The following is a 24,161-nucleotide window of genomic DNA, read 5'->3' as shown; positions in this document are numbered from 1 at the left end:
GAGGACGCGGAAGGGGCTGCGGAGACCGCACAATGAGCCGGTGGAGACGGAGGGTCGGCAAGGCTGGCGTCGGCAACTGCGCGACGCGCTGCGGTCGGAGGCGGAGGATGCCCCGCGGTCGCGGCGGGCCGTGCGCGCCGATGTGGTGCTGGCGGTCCTGCTGACCGTTCTCGCGCTGATCGTGGCGTCGCGCTATCCCGGTGACGGGCCGGTTCGGGTCAGCTCGAAGGTCGAGTCCGGGTATGCACGGGACGGGGTCTCGGTCCCGCGCCCGCCCATACCCCCCGTACCGGGTGCGCGGGTCACGGAAGGCGAACCCTCTGCCCCGGCCTGGCCGTTGGTCGTCCTGTCCGCGCTGCCGCTGGCGGCCCGGCGCAGGTATCCGCTGGCCACGTTCGGGGTGGTGCTGGGCGCGGCGGTGGTCATCGGGGACGACGCCTCCTGGATCAACGTGCTGACCTGCGTCATCGGCGCCTACAGCGCCACGATGTACAGCCGTCACCGGGCGCGGGCGACGGCCGGCCTTGTCGTCGCCGCCGTGCTGGCCGGCCTTGCGTTCCGGGACACGGATCCGGTGTTCCCGGGCTGGTCGAGCCCAGCGGTCGTGCTGCTGGTCGCCGGGGTGCTGGCCAGTACCGTCCGCTTCTGGCAGCGGCGGCTGGCGGCCAGCCGGGACCGGTACACACAGTTGCAGCAGGTCCAGGAAGAGAGCATGCGCCGGGCCGTCGAGGAGGAGCGGGCCCGGATCGCTGCCGAACTGCACGACGTCGTGACCCACAATGTGAGCGTGATGGTCATCCAGGCGGGTGCGGCACGCAAGGTGATGGACGCGGCGCCGGAGCGGTCGAAGCAGGCCCTGCTGGCGGTGGAGGCCGGAGGCCGGGCCACGATGGCCGAACTGCGGCATGTGATGGGCCTGTTGGCAGCCCCGGACACCGACAGCCCCGCCGACGGCCTCGAACCGCAGCCCGGCCTCGGGCAGCTCGACGCCCTGATCGAGCGGGTACGTGGAGCCGGGACACCGGTCGGCGTCGCGATGTCGCTGCCGCCCGACCCGCTGCCGCCCGGGGTGGACCTCGCGGCTTACCGCGTCGTACAGGAAGCCCTGACCAACACCATCAAACACGCGCCCGGCGCCGATGCCTCCGTCACCGTCGGATACACCGGAGACGCACTGGAGATCGAGATCACCGACACCGGAGCCGCCCGCGACGCCCCTCCGGCGGACGGCAACGGCCGCGGGCTGATCGGGCTGCGGGAACGGCTGGCGGTCTACGGCGGCGAACTCACGGCCGGTCCGACCCTCGCCGGCGGCTACCGGATCAAGGCCCGAGTCCCGTGGCGGACGGCGTGAACCGGCCGGCGCTGCGCGCCGTCATCGCCGACGACCAGGCCCTCGTACGCACCGGCTTCGCCATGATCCTCGCCGCGGACGGCATCGAGGTGACGGCCGAGGCGGCCAACGGAGCCGAGGCGCTCGCTGCGGTCCGGCGCACCCGGCCCGGCGTCGTGCTCATGGACATCCGGATGCCACAGATGGACGGCATCGAAGCGACCAGGCGGATCCTCGCCGACGGCCCGGACGGCACCAGGGTCATCATCCTGACCACATACGACCTCGACCACTACGTCTACGCCGCGCTCACCGCCGGCGCCAGCGGCTTCCTGCTCAAGGACGTCAGCCCCGAGCATCTCGTCGCCGCCATACGCCTGGTGCAGTCCGGCGACGCCCTGCTCGCCCCCGCGATCACCCGCCGTCTGATCGAACGCTTCGCCCAGCGCGAGGAGGACCGGCCGGCCGGTCTCCATCGCGACCTGTCCGGCCTGACCCCGCGCGAACTGGAGGTGCTCCGCCTGCTCGCGACGGGCCTGAGCAACGCCGAACTCGCGGACCGCCTGCTCCTCAGCCCGACCACGATCAAGACCCACATCGGCCGCATCCTGTCCAAGCTGGACCTGCGCGATCGCGTCCAGGCCGTCGTCCTCGCGTACGAGACGGGACTTGTCTCCCCAGGAGGCGGGGGCTCCTAGCTGCGCTCGTCGGAGTGGACCAGCACCCCATCTGCTCCGCCTGGGCCTCCGCCGGCCCGGCCATCGTCTCGCGCTGTACCGCGAGCCCGGTCGCGACCGCCTGGTCAGCAGTTCGCCCGCCCCGCATCGGACCGCCTGTGCCCTGCCCTCCGCCTCCGTCACCACCATGGGAGATGGTGGGGCGCGCCGAAGCACTGGCGTGACCTGTTGGAACAGACGTCGTCGATCGCCGGCCTGGACAAGCCCCGGGTTCGCCCGGAACCACGACCCGACCCTGGGCCGCTTCCTCAAGCCCGGCCCGGCAGTGCCCACTGCCATCCAGGTAGACGGTCGGCTTGGTGACGCCCCGAGGCCGCCTCGCGGGCTTGAGCCCGGTGCCGCGACCGACGAACCTGGCGAAGAGTCGTGTCCTACCGGCTCGAGGCGCGGCCAACCGCCCCCGCTACGTCCTACTTCTCCTCCGGCTCCCAGGCGCGGAGCAGGTCGAGCAGCCCTGCGTCTCCGTCAACGTGCAAGGAGTCGGCCTGGATCCGGTCGTACAGGTAGAGGACCAGCTCACTGGCCGTGCCGTGGACGGAGGCGCCGGCTGCGTCCAAGTCTTCGCCGGTCGCGGCGGTGGGCGCGGGGATGCGGGTGATGTGTGCGCCGTCGCCGTCGACGGTGAGGCGCCAGGAGCGGCCCTCGGCGGCGTGGAAGTCGAAGGCCGTGGGCTTGTGCGGCCAGGCACTCGGTGTTGCGCAGACGGTGAACAGGAACTCCTCCACACCGTCGAGTGCCAGCTCGACCGGCAGCGGCTGCGGGGAGCCCCCGGCGAGCTGGGCGTCGTAGGTGTGCACCGCGGTCTCCTGGACCCGGTGCCGGGCGGTGCCGCCGGCGGTCTGCGGTGACTGCGACGCGGGCCACCACGTCCAGCAACCGCTCTCCGGTCCCGCCGCGCGCAGGGCGCCCAGCAGAAGCTGCGTCGACGCGTCCAGCCAGGCCAGCAGGGCCTCACGCTCCTGCGGCACTTCCAGCGCGGCGCGCGCGGCGACGGCCTCGGCCGGGGGAGCGTCGGCAGACCCCGCGCCGACGATGGCGGCCCAGAAACGGTCTCCCCCACCCAGGTGCTTCACCAGATCGAACAGCGTCCACCCGGGGCAGGTCGGCACCTGCGCGTCGAGACCGGGCGCGGCGGCGACCACGGCGCGGAAGGCGGTCGACCGTTCATCGATCAGTCGCAACAGGTCAGGGAACTCAAGATTCTTTTCCACGCCGGATGTCTATCACCGTGCTCCGGTGATCGGACAGCGATTTCCACAGTCGCCGCCGGTTGGCCATTGCGGACGTCCTCGCCTCCCACCGCTCGGGTGACAAGCTGCGCACTGCTGCGAGGACGCTGGTGGTGGCGGTACGCCAGGCGTCGTGCCTGTGGGCGCTCTGGCCCCGCCGTGCGGCCGGGCACCTCGGCGACGTGACGTCCACCCGGTGCGCGCGGTCATGCTGCCGCTCGATGTGATGGACGCGGAGGTCACGACGGCGGGGGAGGACCGGTCGGGTCGGGAGTTCAGGTGACTCCCGTTCGACCAGCACTCCCCAAGTTCGGAACAACAACAGCCACTAAGCACCCAAAACCCGATGGTGCGGCTCCTTTGAAGGGAACGTGAGCCGAGGCAACGCTGATAGGGGTGTGTACGGGTCTTCCCCTCTCTACCGTGGCGGTGGAGGGGGCGACTCTGATGGGCTCATTGTTCGAGGAGTTGGACCCGGGAGGCGGCTGCCCGGGTGCGGGTGGAGGAGCTTGAGTCGCAGATCTTCCAGCGGTACCGGCCGAGCCGCTCGCTCGATTCGATCCCGGAACGTGCGATGCGTGGGACGAGTCCGTGTTCGCGCAGTCAGGTGAGGTGCTCGGCGGAGAAGTACGCCTTGTCCGCTCGGAGTTTGACGGGTCCGCTCCCGCCGCAGCCCGCGGCGGGAGCGGACGGCGGGTATGCCGCGGATCAGCGGGTTGAGGGCCAGGCTGTCGTGGGTGTTCGCACCGGACACCGCGACGGCCAGGGGATGCCCTGGGCCTCGGACAACACGTGCAGCTTGCTGCCCTTCTTGCCGCGATCGACCGGGCTCGGCCCGGTCAGCGTGCCCCCCCTTTTTTGGCCCGGACCGAGGCGGCATCGACGATCGCCGAGGCGCCGTCCAGCTCGCCCCGCGTACCGAGTTCGTCCAGGACTGCCCGGTGGATCCGACGCCACAGCCCTGCCCAGGTCCACGCGGTGAACCGGCGATGCCCCGTCGCCGGCGAGACACCGAACGTCTCCGGCAGATGCCGCCAGGCACACCCGCTGGTCAGCACATACACGACCGCCGTGAACACAGCCCGCTCGTCATACGGAGCGGTCCCGCCGCCCTGCGGACGGGAGTTGAACGACGGCAACAACGGAGCGACCAGTTCCCACAGACCATCAGGAACCAGCCGCTGCGACAGATCGACACCCAAGCGGCAATGACGCCCCGGCTGTGACTGAGCGCTTCTTTCGCCAGGTATCGCGCTAAGCACCTGTCCTGGCGTCCCGCCAGCTCGTTGGCATCAGAAAATCCCGAACTCATCATTCGCACTCCGGGCAGGATGCCTCCGTGCATCACATCCTGTGCGGGTTCGCCGCCAGTCCAGCCCTGTCGTCCGAGCTGGTTGACCGGCTGATATCCATCGCGGACGACGACATCGCCACGGACCTCGCCGGTCGCGCGGACCTCAGCCGCGCACAGGCGGTCGCGTTGGCCGAGCGCGTCGACGAGAGCGCGGTGCAGCTCGCGCACGAGGGTCGGCTGACCGCAGCCGACGTCGATCCCTCTGTCTGGCCGGATGCCGCCCTCGCCCTGCTCGACCACGGTGTCGGCCGCCCGGAGTGGGCGCGTCTCCTCGTGGCGGACCCGGTGCGTGAGCGCCGGGAGAAGCTGGCAGCCTGCCCCGGCCTCCCGTCCGACGTGGTGGACACGCTCGCGGCCGACCCGGACGTACGTATCGTCGCCGAACTCGCGTTGTGGACCACCCCGGACGTGGCCGCGAGGCTCGCCGCGCATCCGCACGCCGATGTACGCCGCGCGGTGGCGGGCAACGAGGCGACGCCCCCCGCCGTACTGGCAGCGTTGGTGACCGGAGAAGGGCTGCCTGCGGCGCGACGCTGCCTGGTCTGTGACCGCGAGGAGACCCCCTTCGTTCACGATCGGCAGTGCCCACGGCTCGACTGCGATCTACCGCCGGGCGCCTCCTGCGACGGCTCCCACGAGTCCACCGTCCATGACATGCGGGAGGCGGCACTGCGTAACCCTGCCACCCCCGTCGAAGCCGTCGTCGGCTTCGTGGACCATCCGTCGATGCTGTTGCGCTGGGCGCTCGCCGCCCGCCAGGACCTGCCCCGGCAGGCGTGTGCACGGCTCGCCTCGGACCCCGCTCCCGGTGTCCGAGGCGGCCTTGCCGAAAATCCCGCGATCGACGATGCCCTGATCCATGCGCTGGCCGGTGACCGTGACCCCGACGTGCGCCGCAGGCTTGCACACCATCCCCGCGTGCCGCTCGACGTGCTCACCCGCCTGGCCCGAACTGCCAAGATCGGCAACACCCTGCTGCCCCGTATTGCCGCCTCTTCTCCCGCCGAGGTCGAAGAACTGGCCAAGTCACCGGACCCGGCTGCCCGCATGCTCGTGGCCCAACTACGCAATTTGCCACCCGAGATACGCGACCGGCTGGCCGACGACCCCGACGCGAAGGTGGTCAAGGCCCTCGCTCCGCACCCCGGTCTCACCGAAGCGCAGTTGCGCGCCATGGTCGACCGACACGGTGTCCGTGTCCTGGCCAAGGTGGCGACCAACCCAGACGCGCCCCCGGCACTGCTGGAGGAACTGGTCCGGCACAAACCAACGGTGCAAAAGGTGTTCCGTGAGGTTGCCCGGCATCGCGGGGCAACGGCCTCGGCGCTGCTCGTCTGCCTCGCGGACAAACAGGCGAGGCCCATAGCCGCCGGCCATCCAGCACTCCCGCCACCGGTCATCGTAGAGCTGCTCGCCGACGCGGACTGGCAAGTAGTGGAAGCAGCAGCAGCCAACCCGTCCCTGCCGCCGGCCGTGCTATCCGATCTGGTGTGCCTGCAGTGAGCGCCCCGCCCGCCAGGTCGACCGCTCGTTCACCAAGTGAAGCGGTCCGTCACACCAGCTCACCGCACCACCACGTGAGACATCCTTTTAGCCTTGCCTCTTGGAGGGCGGGGCTGTTGCGTGCTGCAGAACCGTGTGGAGGTCAGGGAGTGTGGGTGAACGGGGTGAAGGAGTGCGGGCGGCTGGGAAACGCCGTCGACAGGATGTCTGACTGGAGGGTGCCGTCCAGGACCGCAGCCAGGTAGGCGGCGAATCCCATCTCGTGGAACTCCCACTCCTCGCCGCGGGCTTCGTTGACGAGGACGGCGTAGTCGGCCGGGGCCTGGCCGGGCAGGAGCCGCCAGAACAGCCATTCGCCGTTGTCGGTGGTGCCCCACGGGATGATGCGGCTTCCTTCCTCTTCCAGTTCGGCGGGCTTGTCTTCGAACTCGAAGATGTCCTCGTACGCTTCGTCCCGCTCGGCAGATGCCTCGGCGAGGTCGTAGTGCCGGTTGGGTGAGGACGGGGCGAGGACGTACAGGTAGCCGTCGATCCTCCCGCCGCCGGCCCGGGCGATGAACTCCTTGTAGTCGTCGGGCAGCGGGGCCCGCAGATGTGACTCGATGCCCGTCCAGTCAAGCTGCCGGGTGCTGAGGTTTTCCACCTGGAGCAGTTGTGTCAGGCGGTTGAGCTGCTCGGTCACGTGATGTGTCCTTTGACGTCAGTTCTTCGGTTCGTCGGGGGTGTACACCCGGTTGGTGCCGGTCGTTGCGCCCTTGGGCGTGAAGTGGAGCGGCTCTCACTCAGTGCGGTCCGTCCGGAGCCGCCCTGGTTGGATGAACGCATGACGGATTGGTCGACGCTCACCGACGGGTGTGGTTCCGCGGAGCATGTGCGTGTTCTCCTGGACCGGTTTGCGGTCGATCCGAGCGGCGTGTGGTCTGAGGTGATGGACCATCTGTGTCCGCAGATGGACACAGCTTTCCCCGCCAGCTACGCAGCTCTTCCGCGGCTGGCCGGGATCGCGACCGCCTGCAGCCCGGACGATCTTGCCTGGGCGCTGCTGGCAGCCGGAGCGATAGTGTCCTGTTCGCCTGGGCTGTCGGAGCCCGACAGCCCCCTGGCGATCTACTCGGCTCCGATCGGAGTTCTGCACCGCCTCACCGATCACCGTCTGAGTCTGGGAGAGGTCGAGGCTGAGGAGTACGTGAACCTGCTGCAGGCCCTGCTCTCTTTCGAGGGCGTCGAGATCTGGGATCGCTGCCTGGACGGCCTGCAGAGCGGGGAGTACGAAGTCGGCTGTCCGTACTGCGGCGTCACCGTGTTCATCGTGATCGGACAGGAGGAGTCGTTCGGCTGCAGTGATGACTACGCGTTGGGGGAGGTGGAGAAGGTGCCCCTCCAGCCGATGCGAACCCAACTCTTGGACGGGCTGCCGCGGAGGTTGTTCACGCGAGCGATGGCGGACGGACAGGAGAGCGTGGCTCAGGGCATTGCATACCTGTTCGGACGAGCCGTCTGCCCGGACTGCGGGACGGACTTCTCGGTGGCGGAGCGGGTGGTTGCCGGTTGGATTCCATGACGGACCTGGCAGCGAGGACGTGAGGCTGTAGCAGCCGGAAACCTCCTCGCACGGTGCCAGGGGCACGACGAGTTCAGCGGGCACACCAGATGGACGGACCTGGACATATCGGCCGAGTGGTAGAGAAGGCTGCCTATCCTCAGCCCAGGGCGTTGAGTCAGCCGCTGCCAGGGGGCGGGACGAAGAAGTGTCCGCCCCCGACGGTGAGGCTGTACTTGGCCATGGCCTCGCCCTGCAGTCGGTGCTGTACCGCCTCGAAGCCCTGTTCCATGTCGCGTTGGAAGCAGGAGAAGATCAACCCCCGGTCGTCGTCGCTGTGACAAATCTGCTAACGATCACTAAGGACTCCGAGGCCGACTCCGCAGGTCTGATCCTTGCCCCTCGGTGGCTGTCCCGAGGATTCGGCCACGGTCGTGAGACCGGGCGGCGGACCAAGCCGTGAGACCGTACAACAGCAACCAGGTCACAGTGCCGCTGTTGGCCACAAGCAGCGCGAACCTACAACCCCTGTAGGGTCGCAAATTTTCGTGTCGGAATCTCACAGCCGATGTCGGATCGGATTCGGATCCGACGCAGCGTTGAGACGTCCAGTGTCCTGTCGCATTCAGGCTGTCGGATTCTCATCGCGTCACGTCTTGAAAGGTTTGTTCTGGGGGCGTGTCGTTGCTCCTGGCCTGGCTCTTCTGCCCTACCGCGAACGAGACTTCCGCGAAGGCCACGTTGTTTGAGAACGGGGGCCGCCGGTGTTCTCAATCCAGTTGGCGCCTTTGCAGGTCGGCGAACCGCGGCCTGTCAACTCCACCTCGGCAGGAGATCGTCACTCGCCGGCCGGGTTGTCCTTGCGCCACTTCCACCGCGAGAGCTCGTCGGCCCGATGGTCGTGTTCGAAGCCGTCACCGAGTGGCCCCACCCGTTCGATCGCCTCGGCGGTGCGCGGGTCGTCCCGCAGGGCGAGACCGTAGGCGGCCTCCAGACGCACGAGTTGGTTGTCCTCGCCGAGCGACGCGGCCAGGGCGTCGGCGACGGCGGGCGTACGGTCGGGGGAGCCGGCCAGCGCCACTGTGGCTGCACCCCGCACATCGGCATCCGGTGCCTTGGCCAGCAGCAGCGCTTGGGTGATCTCCGGGAGGAGGGCGCTGTCGCGCATGCTCGCCGTGCATGCCCTGAGCTGCACTTCGGCGTCGGGGTCGCGTATGAGGGTGAGCAGGGCGGCCCTGGCCGCGGGCGTGCGGGGTAGGTAGTCCGCGCAGAGGGCGTGGGGCACTTCGCGGCGTACGCGCGGGTCGGGATGGTCGGCGTGGCGAAGGCCGGTGGCCTCTTGGTCCGGACCGTCGTGCTCGGTGAAGGCCTTGAGTACCTTCGCGAGCATCTCGCCGTCCGTTTCCTCGGCCGCCCACGCGGCCAGGAGTTCGCTCTCCTTCTTCTCGTAGTAGGGATCGGTGCCGAGAACCCCCCGCGTCCACAGGTAGTCCGCTACGAACCGGCGATGTGCCCGGTCCGGGGCGTGACGATGGGCCACCACGGCGGACCAGGTCTCGAAGCTGCGGCGCCGGGTGAGGATCCAGCAGACCGTGGACCAGTCCACATGCTCCTCGTCCGGCTGCTCCACGGCGCGGGCGATCAGTTCGTCGACGGGGGTCAGAACGCGGAAGGCCCACTCCAGCGCGGTCAGGATGGCGCCGTGCCCGGCCCGCACGACGAGGCCGCCGAGAGTGACCTGATCGACCCAGTCGTACTCGCCGTCCTGAACCCGGACCGTCGCGGCCGGACCCGGTGCGCGCGTCCTGCGTCGCAGCTCCTCGGCCGCGCCCGTCTCGTACCAGCTCCGAGCCGACGTGAGCAGCTGTTCACGGGCAGCTTCCGCAAGCCGCAGCCGGGGCTCCTTGCCCAGTACCGCCGAGAAGAGCGCGGGGGAACCGCCGTCGACGGCGCGCCCCAGCGGTGTGGTCCCGTCCGGCAGCACCCGGTCAGGGTCTGCCCCGCCCTCCACCAACGCCTCGGCGACCTGCTCGTCGTACGCCGTCACCGCCACGCACAGTACCGGCAGCCCGTTCGTGTCCACCGCGTCCGGATCCGCGCCCCTGACCAGCAGATCCCGGACCGCCTCGGCATCGCGCGCCCGAACCGCCGGCACGAGCCGACCGTCGAGTCCGTCCTCGCCCATGGTCTCGTCCCCCGTTCTGAATGACACCGCCAGCCCGCCCATACGCCGTCAGATGTCCGCGGCCTCGACCTTGCCTGCAGCACCGCCCCTCCGCCGGCTGCGAGAGCGTCCCTGCGATGGCCAACTCACCTGCACCTCCGCCGGATCGCATCCTCAAACTATCTGGGAGCCTCGCGGAAAAGACCTGCCACCTGCCAACTCGAATGCAATGGGACACACACGTCACAGGCTCTACGGTCGCGCCGGTCAGCCTGTACCGCTGAGGACACGACACTGAGTTGAGCCTGCGGCGTCCGACGCGTCGTGAGACTGCGGGAGAAGACGCAGGTTGGGAGGACGGTCTCCGACACGGGCTGCGAGACCCTACACCCCAGAGGGGCCCGCTCCGTGTGGGGACAATCACCCACGGTAGAGGGCGGGCAACCAGTTGGGGAGGCGAACGGAGGCGTCCGCGGCGGAAGTTGGAGCGCCGGGCTACTGAGCTCGCCGGATTGTTGTCGGGCGCTGAGTGAGGGTGAGTCCGGTGCCGGCGAGGCAGCCGTCGATGAGGTCGGGTCGGAGTTGGATATGGCGCAGGCCCCGGCGCAGGGTGCGTTCGAGATGCTCGTCGTCGGTGAAGGCGGTGTTGGCCAGCGGGCCGCGCCGCAACAGCGACCAGATGCCCTCCACCGGATTCAAGTCCGGTGCATAGGAGGGCAGTTGCACGATGGTGAGCCAGTCATGTGCGGCCGCGTACTCCCGCATCCCGGCGGCCCGGTGGACGTTGAGATTGTCCCAGATCAAGACGATGGGGGCGCCGAGCTGGATGTGGGCGCGGACGGCCAGGTCGCGGTAGTCACACCAGGAGAAGCTGTCACGTCCTGTGCCCTTGTGCTTGCGGTGGCGGTGCGGCCGGTAGATCAGACGGGATGCCTCGCCCGGCCGGTAACAGCACATGGCGGCGATCGACCAGCGGCGCCAGGACCGGCCCCGCACCCGCACCACGGGCGTATACCCACGACGGCCCCAGGTGCGGGCTCGTGGCGGCGTCATCGAGAACCCTGCCTCGTCCTCGAAGACGACAAAGGCCCCGAGCGCCGCCGCAGTCATTCCGCCTGCGGCCATTCGACCGCATGCTCGTCGCGTTCCATGGCCCGGCGCGCGGGAGACTGCCAGGACCAGCCGTGGCGGTGCAGCAGCCGCCATACCGCCGCCATCGAGCAGTCGATCCGGAACCTGAAGGCGATCACGGCTCTGATCCGTGCCAGAGTCCACCGCTGGTCCTCCCAGCCGTGCTCGGCGGGTCCGAGGGCCAACTCCTTCTCCAACTCGGCGAACTGGCCGTCGGACAGCCTGGGCAACTTCGGCGGCCCTGCGGTGGCGAGAGCATCCATCCCGCCCTCCCGCCAGGCACGCCGCCAGCGTTCCACCGACCGCTCGCTCACCCGCAGATCCTTCGCGATCACCGCGGTCATATCGCCGCGTGTGAACCGTTCGCCCGCCTCGTACCGGATCCGCTCACGAAACTGTCGCCGCTCGGCGGTCAATCCGCCGCCCTGCGTGTACCGCATACGACCGGCCTACCGCAGGGATCAGCACCCGACAACAACCCGAAGAGATCAGTAGTCCTCCCATCACGGTGGCGAACGCCTTGCCACCCCGGCCCGGCCCGTACACGTACGCGGCGACGACGGCTCCGGCTCCGAAGAACGCGCCCTGCACGCTGCCCGCGACGAACCGGAAGGCGACGAACAGCACGATGTTCGGCGACAAGGCGGAGAGGCCGTTGCCGACCAGGAACAGCCCGATCAGGCCGAGCAGCAGGGTGCGCCGGTTGACCCGGGCGGCCAGCAGGGTGATGGCCGGAGAGCCGATCATCACCCCGAAGGCATACGCGGTGATCGCGTAGGTGGCGACCGGAACGGACACGTCCAGATCGGACGCGAACAGCTGGATGATGCCGTTGCTGCCGAACTCGCCGGCGCCGATCGCGAAGGTGCCCAACGCCAGTGCGAACAACGTCAGCTTCGGATTCCTGATGGGCGACTTCGCGGTGGTGTGCCGCTTCTCCTCAGCGGTGCACTGACTGTCGTATGCGTGCTGATGCATCGTCTCGTCCTCGGCAGGAGGGTCGGTTGGACGGCGTACGGATCAGGCGTGGGGGCGGCTCGTCGAACCCTCCGGCGGTGAGCGAGCCGAAGACCCGCATCCCCCGGTTGCCGCCGAGCGCCAGGAAGGCCGCGGCCGGGCCGATCACCCACCGTCCGCCCCAGCCTCTCGAACGTCGCTGTCCCCTCCCGGCTTCGTCGGCTCGGCGGTGTCAGTGCGCGGCGCGCTTGACGAGGGCGGCCGTCGCCGCGGGCTGCGCGATCATCGCGACATGCGAGGTGTCGGCCTCGAAGGTGTGTGCGCCGGCCCGGCGCGCCATGAACCGCTGCGCCGCCGGAGGCAGTACTCGGTCGTCGCGACCCACGAGGTACCAGGACGGAATGGTCTTCCAGGCCGGGGCGCCGGACGGCTCCCCGAGGGTGCGCACGTCCGCCGGCCGCTGTCCGGCCCACATCAGTTCGGCGGTCGCCTTCGGCAGGTCCCCGGCGAACACGTCGTGGAAGAGCTCCTTCTTGATGTAGCCGTCGACGAGTCCCTCACCGTAGGGACGGAAGTCCAGCGCCTCCTCGCTGAGTCTGCTTCCCGGGTACTTCGTCTGCAGGCCCAGCAGCGTCTCACCCTGGTCGGGCACGAACGCGGCAACGTAGACCAGCGCCTTCACGTTCGGGTTGCCGGTCGCGGCGTTGGTGGCGACGATCCCGCCGTAGGAGTGCGCGACGAGGACGAGAGGGCCCTTGAGGGTCGTGAGGATGTCGGCCAGATAGGCGGAGTCGGAGGCCACGCTGCGCAGTGGGTTGGGCGGTGCGATGACCGGATAACCGTCGCGGATGAGCCGTGAGGCGACCCCGTTCCAGCCGGAGGCGTCGGCGAACGCGCCGTGCACGAGTACCACGGTGGGCTTTTGGCCGCCGCCGCTTCCGGTGTGTGCCTGCGCGGTGGGCGCGTCGAGTGCGGCGCCCACCACGACCGCGGCGGATCCGGCCAACAGCCCCCGGCGAGTTGTCGTCATGGATGTATACCCTTCGGTATCCGGTGCTCTCAGTAGTGATCGCGGGGCAGCGTAAAGCCGCCTACTTGACGAGCACTGAACAGAAATCCGGGCACCGATTCCGTTGTTGTCAAGCACGCCTTCGTGCAAAGCCGGAATACGCGTCGGCGAAATGCCCGTCGGCGAAATCGAGTTGCCGTGGCCGGCTGAACACCCCCCGTTGGGCGGACGAGCGGATCCGGCGGGCTCACAGCCGGTACGTGGCGGGCGGCGTTACCCCACTGCTCATTTCTGGGCGACGGAACGCGGCGGCGCAGTGTGTGCGTGCATGCCGAAACGGACTTTACGGACACCGAAACACCGTCCACGGACGGTCAACTCCACGTCAAGTGGCGGGCGTCAGTCTTTCGGTGCGCGGCGGCGTCCATGCCCGCCGGGCCGCTTACCCCATTGACGCGATGACCTTGAATGCTCAAATCGCCCGAAAAGAGCAGGACTTACCCTATGGGCCCAGTGCAACCGTTTCGAAGAATCGTGACCGGCCATGACGCGTCCGACCGTGCGGTGATCACGCAGGACGCACCGCCGACTCGCGTGGTGGAGATCGGCGGGCCTGGTGGCCCGACCTTCTACGAGGTGTGGAACACACGCCAGACGCCAGCCGTCATCGACCGGCAGTCGGGTGAGCCGACGGAGGACGGTCTGGTGCTCGGGCCTCCCGAGCGTGGCACTCGTATCCGGGTGATCGACTTCCCTCCGGAGGACGACCGAATCCGGAACCTGACGGGGGTCGAGGCTGCCGAGAAGTTCGGGGAGATGGGCGCTGCCCGCGGCGCACGGTCCGCTGCCGGCGCCCCGCATCCGTTGATGCACCGCACGCAGACGATCGACTACGGGATCGTCGTCGAGGGCGAGCTCACGCTGGTTCTCGACGAGGGCGAGACCATCGTCCGCACCGGAGACATCGTGATTCAGCGTGGCACCAACCACGCTTGGGCGAACCGGTCGGCCGCGAACTGCCGGGTCGCCTTCGTGCTCATCGACGGCCAGTACATCGAGGGACTCTGAGAAGGAGGAGCATCGTATGCGTATTCGACCCATCCCACCCGATGAGCTCAACCCTCAACTCCGCGAGGTGCATGACGGCATCGCCGGCCTTGTCACCGAGGAGCAGGGCCGCGTCGTCATCCTCGACGACGACGGCGCGCTCGTCGGGCCGTTCGCGGCGATGCTGCATTTCCCCACGTTCGGGGTTCCGGCTCTGTTTCTGCAGCGGTCGGTCGCGGCCGAGGCTCGCCTCGATCCCATCGTTCGCGAGGTGGCGATCCTCACCGTCGGCGCAGCCTATGGCGCCCGGTACCTGCTGTACGCACACGAACAGACGGCAGATGAGGTCGGCCTTGCGGCGGCACAGATCGCGACCCTGGCGGCGGGCGGGCGGCCCTCCGGGCTGAGTGACGACCAGGCCGTCGCCCACGACGTCGCGATGGCGTTGACCTCCGGGCGCATACTGCCGGACTCCACATACGACCGGGCCACGCAGTTGCTGGGCCACGACGGGGTCGGCGAGCTCGTGTTCCTCATCGGCAGCTACTGCCTCATCGCGATGGTGTTGAACTGCTTCGACGTGCCGGTCCCGGGTCGGGAACCGTCAACTGCCCAGCTCTGACGACGAGGTGGCTGGCGACGATTGCGGCGTCGCGGATCGTCGCTTCGTGGTGCTCGGGCGGCCGGCCGCGGCGGCCGGAGCACGCGGTCAGGTCGCCTGCTGGCGGTGGGCGGCCTGACCGCGGGTGTCAGCGGGCTGTGCCGTCCGCAAGCTCGGCCATCAATTCCACGGCACGGCGGGCGAACAGGTGGGCCTCGCGCTCGACGGACAGCGCGTGCGCCTGCTCGGCGACGGCCCGGCAGGCGGCGACCGGCTCGCCGCGCGCCTGAAGCACCCGTGCCCGGAGCAGAAGCAGCAGGCTTTCGGCGTAGCGCTGGCCGTACGTTTTGATGGCCGAATCCGCCTGGTCGAGCGCGGCGGCGGCCTCGTCTAGCTTTCCGGCAGCCAGCCACATCTCGGCGAGGAATCCGTACCAGGTGGCCAGGCCCGAGCGCGGCGGGTCGCAGAGCGACCGGGCGATCAGGTCCTGCGCCTCCGCGGCGGCGTCGGCCGGGTCCTCGCCGGTCACGGCACGCGCCCAGCAGCGGGCCAGTCGTTGGTAGCCGCCCAGGAAGCCGAACGAGAACGCGGGGTCCACTGCTATCCCGCGTTCGGCCGCCCGCAGCGCCCGTGCCGGGTCGCCGATCAACGCGGCGACCCTTGCGGAGTAGGTCGCCGAGACCGTGATCGCGTAGGGATCGTCGCCCGCGGCGGCCTCCATCGTGTCGAGGAGGGCCAGCGCTGCGTCGGTGTCTCCGTGCAGGGCGGTCATCATCGCGACCATTCCGACCGCTATGAGCCGCAGATCGCGCCGGAGCGGGTCCTCCTCCTGATGTGCCAGGTTCTCCAGCACGGTCCGGTCGGTCCGGCTCAGGTACCGGAACGCCTCGCCGATGTTGCCGACACTCCACTGGTGGATGCCCCAGGCGTACCAGCCATAGGTGCGCACGACCGGGTCGTCGGATTCCTCGCCCTGCTCCAGCAGCCGCCGAGCCAGTCGGCCGGCGCGGTCCAGTTGTATGCCTTGGGCGTACGCGGCCCAGCGGGAGTACAGGAAGGCGGCTGCCTCCCGTTCCCGCTCGAGTCCACGGGCAAGGTGCTCGGCGCGCTCCAGCAGGTCGACCGCCGACCCCACGTATCCCGCCCGCATGCCGTCAACCGCGGTGAACAGCGACAGGGCGGCCAGCTCCAGCTCCGCCAGGCCCGCTGTCCGTGCCAGTTGCGCGGCCGAGTGGAGCTGGCGCGCGGCTGCCTCGAGAGCCAGTTTGGCCGCCGCGCAGCGGCCGGCCTGGACGAGTGCGGTCGCGGTCCGGGCCGGATCCGCGAGCGGGCCGGCGGACCACAGGTGATGGGCGAGGCGCTCGGCCACCAGCTCGGTGTCCGCGGCCCGGTGCTCCAGGGAGTCTGCGACCAGCAGATGCAGCCGGGCCGCGCGCGGCGGCGATATGCTCTCGGCCACCGATTCGCGGACCAGGTCGTGGGGGAAGCCGAAGGAGTAGGGGTCCCCGGGTGAGGGTTCGAGCAGGCCGAGCCCTTCGCACGATGCGAGGCGGTCCAGACACGTCTCGTGGTCCAGGTCCGCGGTGCGGGCCAGGAGAGCGAGGTCGACGGTACGGCCGATCAGCGCGGCGGTCTGCAACAGGCTTCTGGCGTCCTCGCCCAGTCCGGTCATCCGGTCGCGGACGACGTCCCGGACGGTGACGGGGACCGCGGTCCGGACCCCGGCGGCCTCCGTCAGGACATCGCCGGCGGCGAGGAACCGGGACAGCTCGCGGACGAAGAAGGGGTTGCCGGCGGTGCGGGTGTGGATGAGGCGGGTGGCTCCCGGGCCCGGGTCCTGGCCGGTCTCACGGCGGACGAGTTCGGCCACCTCGGCCGGGACGAGCGGGCCGAGCGGGATTCTTCGGTGACTGGGCAGCCGGCTCGCCGCGGCGAGCATCCGCCCCACATCCGAGCTCGGCGCGGGCGCGCGGTCGCGGAGCGCCCCGATCACGGCGGTGCCGTCCGGCAGCCGGGCCATCAGATGACTGAGCAGGTCCAGCGAGGCGGCGTCGGCCCACTGCAGGTCATCCACCACGAGAACCACGGGGCGCTGGGCCGCCACCTGCCGGACGAGCGCGACGGCCTGCTCGAAGAAGCGGAACTGGACGCCGCTGTCCGGCAGCACCGATGTCAGGCGGCCGCTGCCGTTCGGTGTCACGAGACGACCGAGTTCGCCGGCGTGCCAGTCCTCCCGCGCCGCGGCCGGCATGTCGTCCAGGAGCGCGCCGACGACCTGCACCCACGGCCACATCGACGGCGTGCCGTCCCCCGGCAGGCAATGGCCCCGGACGACGAGCGCGCCCCGCCGGTCAGCCTCGGCTGCGGCTTCCTCCAGCAGGCGCGTCTTGCCGACTCCGGGTTCTCCCTCGACGACCACCAGCCCCGTCGAGCCGGCGAGTGCCGACTCCACCGCATGCCGCACCGTCGCCAGTTCCTCTACCCGGCCGACCAGGCCGTCGGCGGGCCACACCCGGGTGGTGGGTGCCGTCGGCCGTTCACGCGGCAGGTCCTCGGCCGGTGCCCGTTCCAGCACGCGCAGGTGGGCGGCCACCAGCGCCGGGCCGGGATCGATGCCGAGTTCCTCGGCCAGCCGGGCGCGGACGGTCCGGAACACCGACAGCGCTTCGGCCGGACGGCCGGCGGCCGCCAGGGCAGCGATGAGACTCGCCTGCACCGTCTCGTGCAACGGCGCCATCCGGGCGGCCATGTGCAGGGACGGGAGCACACGTTCAGGCTGGCCGAGCGTTATCGCCAGGTCGGCCGCCGCCATGCAGGCGTGGCGGAACTCATCGTCCAGCCCTGCGAAGATCGCCATCCCGGCCGGGCCGTGGGCGACTCCGTCGCCGGCCGAGCCGTGCCAGAGCTCCACGGCCTCCAGGTACCCGTCGAGGGCCGCGTCGAGCGGCTGCTCGTCGACGCCGCTCTCGGCCGCGTCGACGAGTTCACGGAACCTGACGACGTCCAGTGTCCCGGAGTCGGCCACGAACAGGTACGCGCCACCGCGACGCCGGAGGTACGATCCGGGTTCCCGGGCGGGCAACGCCGGCTCCAGCAGCCGCCGCAGGGCGCCGACGTACTTCTGGAGGATGTTGACCGCCGAGGCGGGGACGTCCTCGGCCCAGATGAGGTCGACCAACTCGCTCATGCTGACCGGCTCGCCCGCGCGGGCGAGGAGCACGGCGAGCAGATACGCCTGCTGCGGAGGCCCGGCGTCCAGTTCGACACCGTCGCGCCAGACCCGGAGCGGACCGAGAACCTGAAGACGCAGAGACGCGTCGGAGCAAGTCATTCCTTTTCCCATACCAGTCCGGGTCCGCCCTCGACGCCATCCGCTGTCCATGGTGGCCCAAGCCCCATGACGGGTAAAGAGATTACCAACAATTTCCGACTGGAAAGGCAAGGCAAACGAGCAAAAGCGACCAGGAATGAGAGCGGTAGTAACGGCCTGTTTCTGCGGGCGGCCAATACGCCTACTGGCCGATCACCAGGTCCCCGGTGGGCAGTGTCTGGCAGGCCAGCCGCCAGCCCGCCGCCAACTCGTCGGCGGAGAACATCCCCCGGTCGTCGGTCTCGTAAGGACCGGAGACCACCCGCACCCGACAGGTGCCGCAAGCCCCTTCGCCGCACGACTGGGGCAGGGCGACGCCGACGGCGTTGGCGGCGTCGAGGACCGACTGCCCGGGACGGCAGGCGAACGCCGGGGCACCTCCCACCGCGCCGATCATGAACTCGGTGACACCGGCCGCCGCGGCGGCGACGGCGACGGCGTGCGCCTTCTCCCTGCGGGTCTCCTTGCTCCGGCCCGACACGAACGCCTCGGTGCGGATCGCGGCTCGCGGCACCCCCAGTTCCGTCAGGGAGCCGATCAGCTCCTGCATCATGGGCGCCGGTCCGCACAGGTGCACGCGGGGCGTGGGGTCGGCATGGGGCAGCAGTTCGTCGAGACCGATCCGCGCTGTCCGGTCGGTGGTGAGGACCGACACCTCCAGCCCGGGCAGCCGTGACCGCAGCGCGGCGATCTCCGGCCCGAACAGCACTTCCTCCTCGGCCCGGTAGCTCGCCAGCAGGACGATCCGCCCCGTGTGACCTGCATCGGCGGCCGCGAGCAGGATGCTCATCAGCGGGGTAATCCCGACGCCTCCGGCGATGAGCAGTAGCGTCCCCTCCTCGGCGCCCGGCTCCCAGGTGAACTCGCCGTGCGGGCCGCTCACCCGCAGCGCCAGCCCGGCCTCCAGTTCCTCATGGAGAAAACCCGACCCCAACCCGTCCGGCTCGTGCTTCACAGCGATCTCGACGGACCCGTTCTCCTCAGGACTGCTGCATATCGAGTACGAGCGTTCGATCGGCTCGACGGCGACCGGCAGCTCCACCTTCACGTACTGTCCGGCGGCGAACGAGAACGGCATCGCGTCGCCGACCAGGGGTTCGAAGCGGATCCTGCGGACCGTCGGGGTGAGCACCTCGATGCCGGCTACGCGCAGATAACCCTCCCAGGGCGTGGCCGGCTCGCGGGCCACCCCGCCGGACCGGATGGCCTGCCACATCGTCCCCAACTGCCGCGGTTTCAGCACCGCGTTCGCCGCCATCAGCCCGCCCGCCAGCGCCCCCACCACTCCGGACCCCCAGGCGTCCTGCCCGGCCACGAACAGCCCTTTGACCGGTGTCCGGCATCCCGCTCGCGCCGACCGCAGCCGCTGGGGAGTCGCCGCGAGCCCGTAGAAGGAGCCCAGCACGCTGTGCTGATAAGTCTCGAACGAAAGCGGAGTCGCCAGTTCCGCGAAGGCGACCGTCTCCCGCAAGCCGGGCCAGCGCTCCTCCAGACGGGCGAGCAGCCGTTCGGTCAGCTCGTCCTTGAACGTGCGGTAGCTGTCCGGCCGTTCGTTCTCCGGCGTCCCGCGCCACTGGTCGACCACCTTCGGGTCGACCAGTTCCAGCAACTCCACCGTGTGGAAGCGGGCCGCCGGGTTGTTGAGCGAGGCGAACGAGACGTACAGCGTGCCTTCCCCGGGAGCACGCCGGATGCTGTCGTGTTCGTCGAGATCCGGCATGAACCAGTGGTTCTCGCCGCACAACCCGAACTCGGCCGGCGACCGGCCCAGGCCGAGAAACAGCATGACCGCCGACCGCTCCTCGGGCAGCTCGGCCAGTTCATGACTCTGCCCGATCAGGGAGTATGTGTTGCGCACTCCGGCCGCCGAGACAACGGTGTTCGTCCGCACGCGATAGCGGCGGCCGGTGGCGGTGTCCTCGACATCGACGCCGACCACCTGGCCATTCTCGACGACGACCTTATGGACAGTCTGCCGGGAGCGCAGCACCACGCCGTACCGCTGAAGGATCTCCAGCACGACCCGGTTGAGCTCCTGCGGGCCGCCCACAGGATGTGCGGTGCCTTCCATGAAGAAGGTCAGCGGAACCGCCGCGTGATAGCCGAACGCGCTCGACGCCGGCTCAGTGCCGTAGAGCCCCCATCGCGCGGCCAGAACGGCCCGTAGCTGCGGATCGCGGAAGCTGCGGGCCACCTGGTCCCGCAAAGACCGGTACGCCGACGGGAAGAGTCGCTCGACGGCGGGCGCACCAGCTTTGCGCAGCCCGGCGGGGAACGATGCGAGCACGTTGCGCGCGGTCAGCCCGGCCATGGCCCAGCGGGTGGTCCGGAAGAAGCCGTCGATCGCGTCGGCCTCGGCCGGGAACCGTTCCTTCAGCCGGGCACGGAACCGTTCCTTCGTGGCGGGAACGGCGAAGTCGAACTCCGGGAAGTGCAGTGTGTCGTACTCGTCGGGCAGAGGCGAGAGCTGCGCCCGCCCGTCCGTCATGAACCCGAGGAACGGGCCGGCGCTCGCGCTCATGTAGTGCAGGCCGGTGCCGAACCGGTAGCGCCCGGCGCGGGAGAACTCGTGCGTCATCCCGCCGAGCGTGTAGTGCTGTTCGAGGACGAGAACCTTCTTCCCGCCGAACTGCGCGACCGCGCGCGCCGCCGCGAGACCCCCCATACCCGACCCGATCACCACCACGTCGGCTTTCTCGTCCGACACCATCTGCAACCCCCAGTCATCCGTGCTCCGCGGGCTCAGATTGGCCGAACCGGCTTGACGTCGACTGAATGATCAGGGAAGCCCATCCGGAACCAGATCCCGGTCTCATTCAATTCCCGTCCAGTGCGACGCCATAGCTTGGCGCCGAGCGTGAGGGGGTGGAGCCGTGTCGTACTCGCTGAATTCGTCAGCAAACCCTCCACGGTCGCCGCGGTCGCGCCTCCGGTTCGTCGACCGACGTGTCCCGCAAGCGCGGCTTGAAGAAGTGGTCGCCAGCCGGACGGTGCGGGAGCACTCGACACCCCGCTCCGGTCCTTGTCGGCCGTCATCCGAAGGAGAGGTTGGTCCATGGTGAGCGAGAATCCGACGATCGTGCTCGTGCACGGAGCCTTTGCCGACAGCAGCGGCTTCAACGCTGTCGTCAAACGGCTTGTCGCCGACGGCTATCCGGTGGTCGCCGCGCCGAATCCACTTCGAGGGCTCACCTTTGACGCGGCCAACGTCAAGGCACTGCTTGACAGCATCGAGGGACCGATCGTGCTGGTCGGGCACTCGTACGGCGGTGCGGTCATCTCCACTGCCGCCGAGGGAAACGCGAACGTGAAGGCGCTGGTTTACCTGGCGGCGTTCGTGCCGGAGACGGGCGAGAGCGCGCAAGCACTGGTCGAGAAGTTCCCGGGCAGCACGGTGGGCGAGTCCCTGAAGCCCGTGCCGCTGCCCGACGGACAGGTGGACCTCTACATCGACCCCAAGGTCTTCCATCCTCATTTCGCGGCCGACGTTTCCGCGGAGGAAGCCGCCCTCTACTCGATCACGCAACGTCCGGCCACCGGCGCCGCCCTCGGTGAGCCCGCCACAGGTCCGCAGGCGTGGCACGCGATCCCGAGCTACAACCTGATCAGCGGCGCTGACAAGATCATCCCGCCGGTGACGCAGGAGTTCATGGCCCAGCGCTCCGGCGCGAAGACCCAGGCGGTCGAGGGTGCCTCGCACATGGTGTTCGTCTCCCGACCGGGCGCGACGGTGGCCCTCATCGAAACAGCCGCGCAGGAACAGACGCTCCCGCGATAGCACCGCTGCACATCGCAAGCGCATCGATCCGTCGATCCGTGGGAGGGAAAATGCACAAAAGTGAGAAGGCCATGAGGTGGGGCCTGCGGATCCACCTGTTCTGGTACATCTTCGCCAATCTGGCCCAGGTGCTGCTGTGGGGGATTCTCACCCCGGACCACTTCTTCTGGCCCTTGTGGTCGATTCTGGGCTGGGGCATCGGGCTGGCGATCCACGCCTGGGTGATTCGTTCGAAATTCCGATCACTCGCTCGGACATGATCCAGACCATCACAACGGGTACCACAGGAGGATCATGCCCGAGAAAGTAGTACCGGGTCGCAACACCGCCGCCGCCGAAGGCGATGTCGTCGTCTTCCACATCGGGCTGCGAATAAACAGACTCCGAGCACTCTCCAGCTGGTTGCCTGCATTCATGTCGATGCCACGAATGCTGCGCGAGCTGTCAGAGGAAAAGAGCAGCGGGCTGCTCGGCTACAAGGTGCTTTACGGCGGCCTCCGGGACTTCTACGTCGTCCAGTACTGGACCGACAAGGAACGGCTCCTCGCTTACGCCCACCAGCAGGACAAGGTGCACCGGCCCGCATGGACGGCGTTCAACCGACGTGCACGCGCCGGGAAGGGGCACGTGGGTATCTGGCACGAGACGTTCATCGTCCCGGCAGGCGCCTACGAAACGGTGTACGACGACATGCCCGCATACGGCCTCGGTGCCGCAACAGGTGTCGTGCCGGTCAGTCGGCGCGGGGACACGGCGGCCGAGAGGCTGAGAGTGGCAAAGGGGTAGGCGTCCGTTCCACGAGGATCGCCTATGCCGAACCGTCCTGGCTCCCATGAACAGCACTGGTCGCGTCGCCGCAGGGCAGCCGGGTACCGGACGTCGGCCAAGCCTGCCGAGGGGCTGCGAGTGAAAAATGGTCGGCGCCGGGATGAGCCATCCCGACGCCGATGCCTATTTTTGACGTTCAACTCCACCACGCCAACAACATGGTGGAGTTCAGGAACTGAAGCGGAGCCCCGCTCGATCGTGGGCCCAGCGTCACTTTGCTACATCTACGCAGTCCTGCTCGGGCCCGCACGCCAGACGCCTCTGGGACGGCGCGGGTCAGGACGATGCGGGCATGGTGCGGGTGGGCAGGGGAACGACGGCGGCGCCGCCGCGCAGGGCGTCGTTTTCGAGGGCTAGGTGGTTTCGTTTGGATCGATCGGTCGTTGGTTCGGGCGTGCCGTTGACTGACGCGTAGTGGGAGCGAATCGAGCCGTTGCTCCCGCGGGATCACCGGGAGGTGATCGACGCGATCGCCTTCAAGTTCCAGACCGGAACACAGTGGGTCCATCTGCCGGGGAAGTACGGCAACTGGCGAGGTGTCTACAACCGGCTGCGGATGTGGGCTGTCGACGGCACCTGGGAGCGGGTCTTCACGGCGCTCATGGCCCAGGCCGACGCCGACGAGGACCTCGACTGGGCGGTGTCGGTGGACTCCACGGTCGTGCGGGCTCACCAGCACGCGGCCGGGGCCCGCAAAAGGGGGCCCCGGCCGGGGAACCGGCCAACCACGCCATCGGCCGGTCCTGCGGCGGACTGACCACCAAGATCCATCGCGCAGCCGATGCCCGCTGCCGGCCCCTCGCCTTTGTCCTCACCGTCGGACAGGCCGGTGACGCACCCGCCTTCACGGCCGTCATGGCCCGCCTGCGCGTTCCCCGACGACGTGGCCGGCCGCGCACCAGGCCGGACGTGGTCCTGGCGGACAAGGCCTACTCCTCCCGCGCGATCCGCGACCACCTGCGCAAACGCGGCATCCGCACGGTGACCCCGGTCCCCGCGGACCAGCGTGGCCACCGGCTGCGACGCGGCAGCCAGGGCGGCAGACCACCCGCCTTCAACCGTGAGACCTACCAACAGCGCAACACCGTCGAGCGGTGCCTCAACCGTCTCAAGCAGTGGCGAGTCATCGCCACCGGCTACGAGAAGACCGTGACCATCTACCTGGCCGGACTCCACATCGCCGGCACCTTCCTCTGGTCCGCCCGATGATCCAAACGAGAGCCCCCAGAGCCGCGACCAGAGCGGCACCCACTCACGTCCAGGGTGGGCAGCGTTCGCCCTGGGTCCGGGCCGTCGTCCGGGCAGGCGACGCCGGGGGCGGGCGCCTCGCAGTTCCCCCACGGACATGGCGGCTGCCTCGCATACGGCCGGGTTGGCATCGGCTCTGGGCAGCCCGCTTTCCGTGTCATCGGCGACAACTCTGATGCGGGCCCGCAGGTCGCGTGTCCTGACGCCTCGTCCGATGTCCCGACAGGCCCCTGTGCGCGCTGTGCCGTTCGGCCCGATACATGGACCGTCCGGCCCCAGCGCGGGCCCGCGACGCAAGGGGACATTGATTGCGTAACTCAACGACCAGCTCG

19 protein-coding genes and 1 pseudogene are annotated in these 24,161 nt (G+C 69.3%); 10 read left to right on the top strand and 10 right to left on the bottom strand.

Annotated elements, in window-relative coordinates; translation table 11 throughout:
- Positions 1–40: 40 nt before the first annotated feature.
- Together OG223_RS01385 and OG223_RS01380 are read left to right on the top strand one after the other, a co-directional pair.
- A complete protein-coding gene (locus OG223_RS01385) occupies positions 41–1,354 on the top strand; it encodes a sensor histidine kinase (RefSeq protein ID WP_329241136.1) in 1,314 nt (437 codons plus the stop codon).
- A complete protein-coding gene (locus OG223_RS01380; protein WP_329241133.1) occupies positions 1,339–2,031 on the top strand; it encodes a response regulator transcription factor in 693 nt (230 codons plus the stop codon). The genes OG223_RS01385 and OG223_RS01380 overlap by 16 nt, the downstream gene beginning before the upstream one ends.
- A gap of 449 nt (positions 2,032–2,480) precedes the next feature.
- Here OG223_RS01380 and OG223_RS01375 read toward each other — a convergent pair whose 3' ends face one another.
- Both OG223_RS01375 and OG223_RS01370 read right to left on the bottom strand, forming a co-directional pair.
- Positions 2,481–3,281 (bottom strand): maleylpyruvate isomerase family mycothiol-dependent enzyme, encoded by an 801-nt coding sequence (locus OG223_RS01375; RefSeq protein ID WP_329241131.1) that lies wholly within the window; start codon positions 3,279–3,281, stop codon positions 2,481–2,483.
- Positions 3,282–4,138: 857 nt separating this feature from the next.
- Positions 4,139–4,501: a transposase gene (locus tag OG223_RS01370; RefSeq protein WP_329241128.1), complete on the bottom strand. Its 363-nt coding sequence runs from the start codon at positions 4,499–4,501 to the stop codon at positions 4,139–4,141.
- 137 nt (positions 4,502–4,638) lie between these two features.
- On the opposite strand from OG223_RS01370, the gene OG223_RS01365 reads away from it, so the two are divergent.
- Positions 4,639–6,156, top strand: coding sequence for a hypothetical protein (locus OG223_RS01365; protein ID WP_329241125.1), 1,518 nt, complete (start codon positions 4,639–4,641; stop codon positions 6,154–6,156).
- Between the two features lie 142 nt (positions 6,157–6,298).
- On the opposite strand, the gene OG223_RS01360 is transcribed toward OG223_RS01365, so the two are convergent.
- Positions 6,299–6,838, bottom strand: coding sequence for an SMI1/KNR4 family protein (locus tag OG223_RS01360; RefSeq protein WP_329241122.1), 540 nt, complete (start codon positions 6,836–6,838; stop codon positions 6,299–6,301).
- A 141-nt stretch (positions 6,839–6,979) separates the two neighbouring features.
- Between OG223_RS01360 and OG223_RS01355 the strand changes: the two genes are divergently transcribed.
- Positions 6,980–7,717 carry a hypothetical protein gene (locus OG223_RS01355; protein ID WP_329241119.1) on the top strand — a complete coding sequence of 246 codons (738 nt, stop codon included), beginning with the start codon at positions 6,980–6,982 and terminating at the stop codon, positions 7,715–7,717.
- A gap of 157 nt (positions 7,718–7,874) precedes the next feature.
- Here the strand turns inward: OG223_RS01355 and OG223_RS01350 are convergent, their stop codons facing one another.
- The 5 genes from OG223_RS01350 to OG223_RS01325 form a co-directional block, all read right to left on the bottom strand.
- Positions 7,875–8,042, bottom strand: coding sequence for a hypothetical protein (locus tag OG223_RS01350; protein ID WP_329265081.1), 168 nt, complete (start codon positions 8,040–8,042; stop codon positions 7,875–7,877).
- 492 nt (positions 8,043–8,534) lie between these two features.
- Entirely contained in the window at positions 8,535–9,881 is a 1,347-nt protein-coding gene (locus OG223_RS01345; RefSeq protein WP_329241116.1) for an ankyrin repeat domain-containing protein, read from the bottom strand.
- Between the two features lie 474 nt (positions 9,882–10,355).
- Positions 10,356–11,431, bottom strand: a protein-coding gene (locus OG223_RS53865; protein ID WP_443073676.1) for an IS630 family transposase whose coding sequence is annotated in 2 segments (ribosomal slippage) — positions 10,356–10,969 and positions 10,969–11,431 — 1,077 coding nt in all. Because the reading frame shifts where the segments join, the coding sequence is not laid out codon by codon here.
- A complete protein-coding gene (locus OG223_RS01330; protein ID WP_329241108.1) occupies positions 11,379–11,969 on the bottom strand; it encodes an MFS transporter in 591 nt (196 codons plus the stop codon). The genes OG223_RS53865 and OG223_RS01330 overlap by 53 nt, the downstream gene beginning before the upstream one ends.
- Before the next feature lie 211 nt (positions 11,970–12,180).
- Positions 12,181–12,978 carry an alpha/beta fold hydrolase gene (locus tag OG223_RS01325; RefSeq protein WP_329241105.1) on the bottom strand — a complete coding sequence of 266 codons (798 nt, stop codon included), beginning with the start codon at positions 12,976–12,978 and terminating at the stop codon, positions 12,181–12,183.
- A gap of 513 nt (positions 12,979–13,491) precedes the next feature.
- On the opposite strand from OG223_RS01325, the gene OG223_RS01320 reads away from it, so the two are divergent.
- Complete coding sequence (locus OG223_RS01320) at positions 13,492–14,025, top strand: cupin domain-containing protein (RefSeq protein ID WP_329241102.1); 534 nt, start codon at positions 13,492–13,494, stop codon at positions 14,023–14,025.
- Positions 14,026–14,041: 16 nt separating this feature from the next.
- On the top strand, positions 14,042–14,626 hold the full coding sequence (locus OG223_RS01315) for a carboxymuconolactone decarboxylase family protein (RefSeq protein WP_329241099.1): 585 nt from the start codon (positions 14,042–14,044) through the stop codon (positions 14,624–14,626).
- A gap of 127 nt (positions 14,627–14,753) precedes the next feature.
- On the opposite strand, the gene OG223_RS01310 is transcribed toward OG223_RS01315, so the two are convergent.
- Positions 14,754–17,936, bottom strand: a complete 3,183-nt coding sequence (locus tag OG223_RS01310) for an ATP-binding protein (RefSeq protein WP_329241096.1) — start codon at positions 17,934–17,936, stop codon at positions 14,754–14,756.
- A gap of 181 nt (positions 17,937–18,117) precedes the next feature.
- Positions 18,118–20,685 (bottom strand): FAD-dependent oxidoreductase, encoded by a 2,568-nt coding sequence (locus tag OG223_RS01305; RefSeq protein WP_329241093.1) that lies wholly within the window; start codon positions 20,683–20,685, stop codon positions 18,118–18,120.
- Between the two features lie 345 nt (positions 20,686–21,030).
- Here OG223_RS01305 and OG223_RS01300 point away from each other — a divergent pair, with 345 nt between their 5' ends.
- The 4 genes and pseudogenes from OG223_RS01300 (at position 21,031) to OG223_RS01285 (ending at position 23,790) form a co-directional block, all read left to right on the top strand.
- Positions 21,031–21,753 carry an alpha/beta fold hydrolase gene (locus tag OG223_RS01300; RefSeq protein ID WP_329241090.1) on the top strand — a complete coding sequence of 241 codons (723 nt, stop codon included), beginning with the start codon at positions 21,031–21,033 and terminating at the stop codon, positions 21,751–21,753.
- 50 nt (positions 21,754–21,803) lie between these two features.
- Positions 21,804–22,013, top strand: a complete 210-nt coding sequence (locus tag OG223_RS01295; RefSeq protein WP_329241088.1) for a 2TM domain-containing protein — start codon at positions 21,804–21,806, stop codon at positions 22,011–22,013.
- A 34-nt stretch (positions 22,014–22,047) separates the two neighbouring features.
- On the top strand, positions 22,048–22,539 hold the full coding sequence (locus OG223_RS01290; RefSeq protein ID WP_329241086.1) for a DUF4188 domain-containing protein: 492 nt from the start codon (positions 22,048–22,050) through the stop codon (positions 22,537–22,539).
- Positions 22,540–23,005: 466 nt separating this feature from the next.
- Positions 23,006–23,790, top strand: a pseudogene (locus OG223_RS01285) (IS5 family transposase).
- Positions 23,791–24,161 lie beyond the last annotated feature (371 nt).

The organism is Streptomyces sp. NBC_01478 (assembly GCF_036227225.1).
Lineage (GTDB): Bacteria > Actinomycetota > Actinomycetes > Streptomycetales > Streptomycetaceae > Streptomyces.
This window is presented reverse-complemented; position numbering and strand designations above follow the sequence as displayed.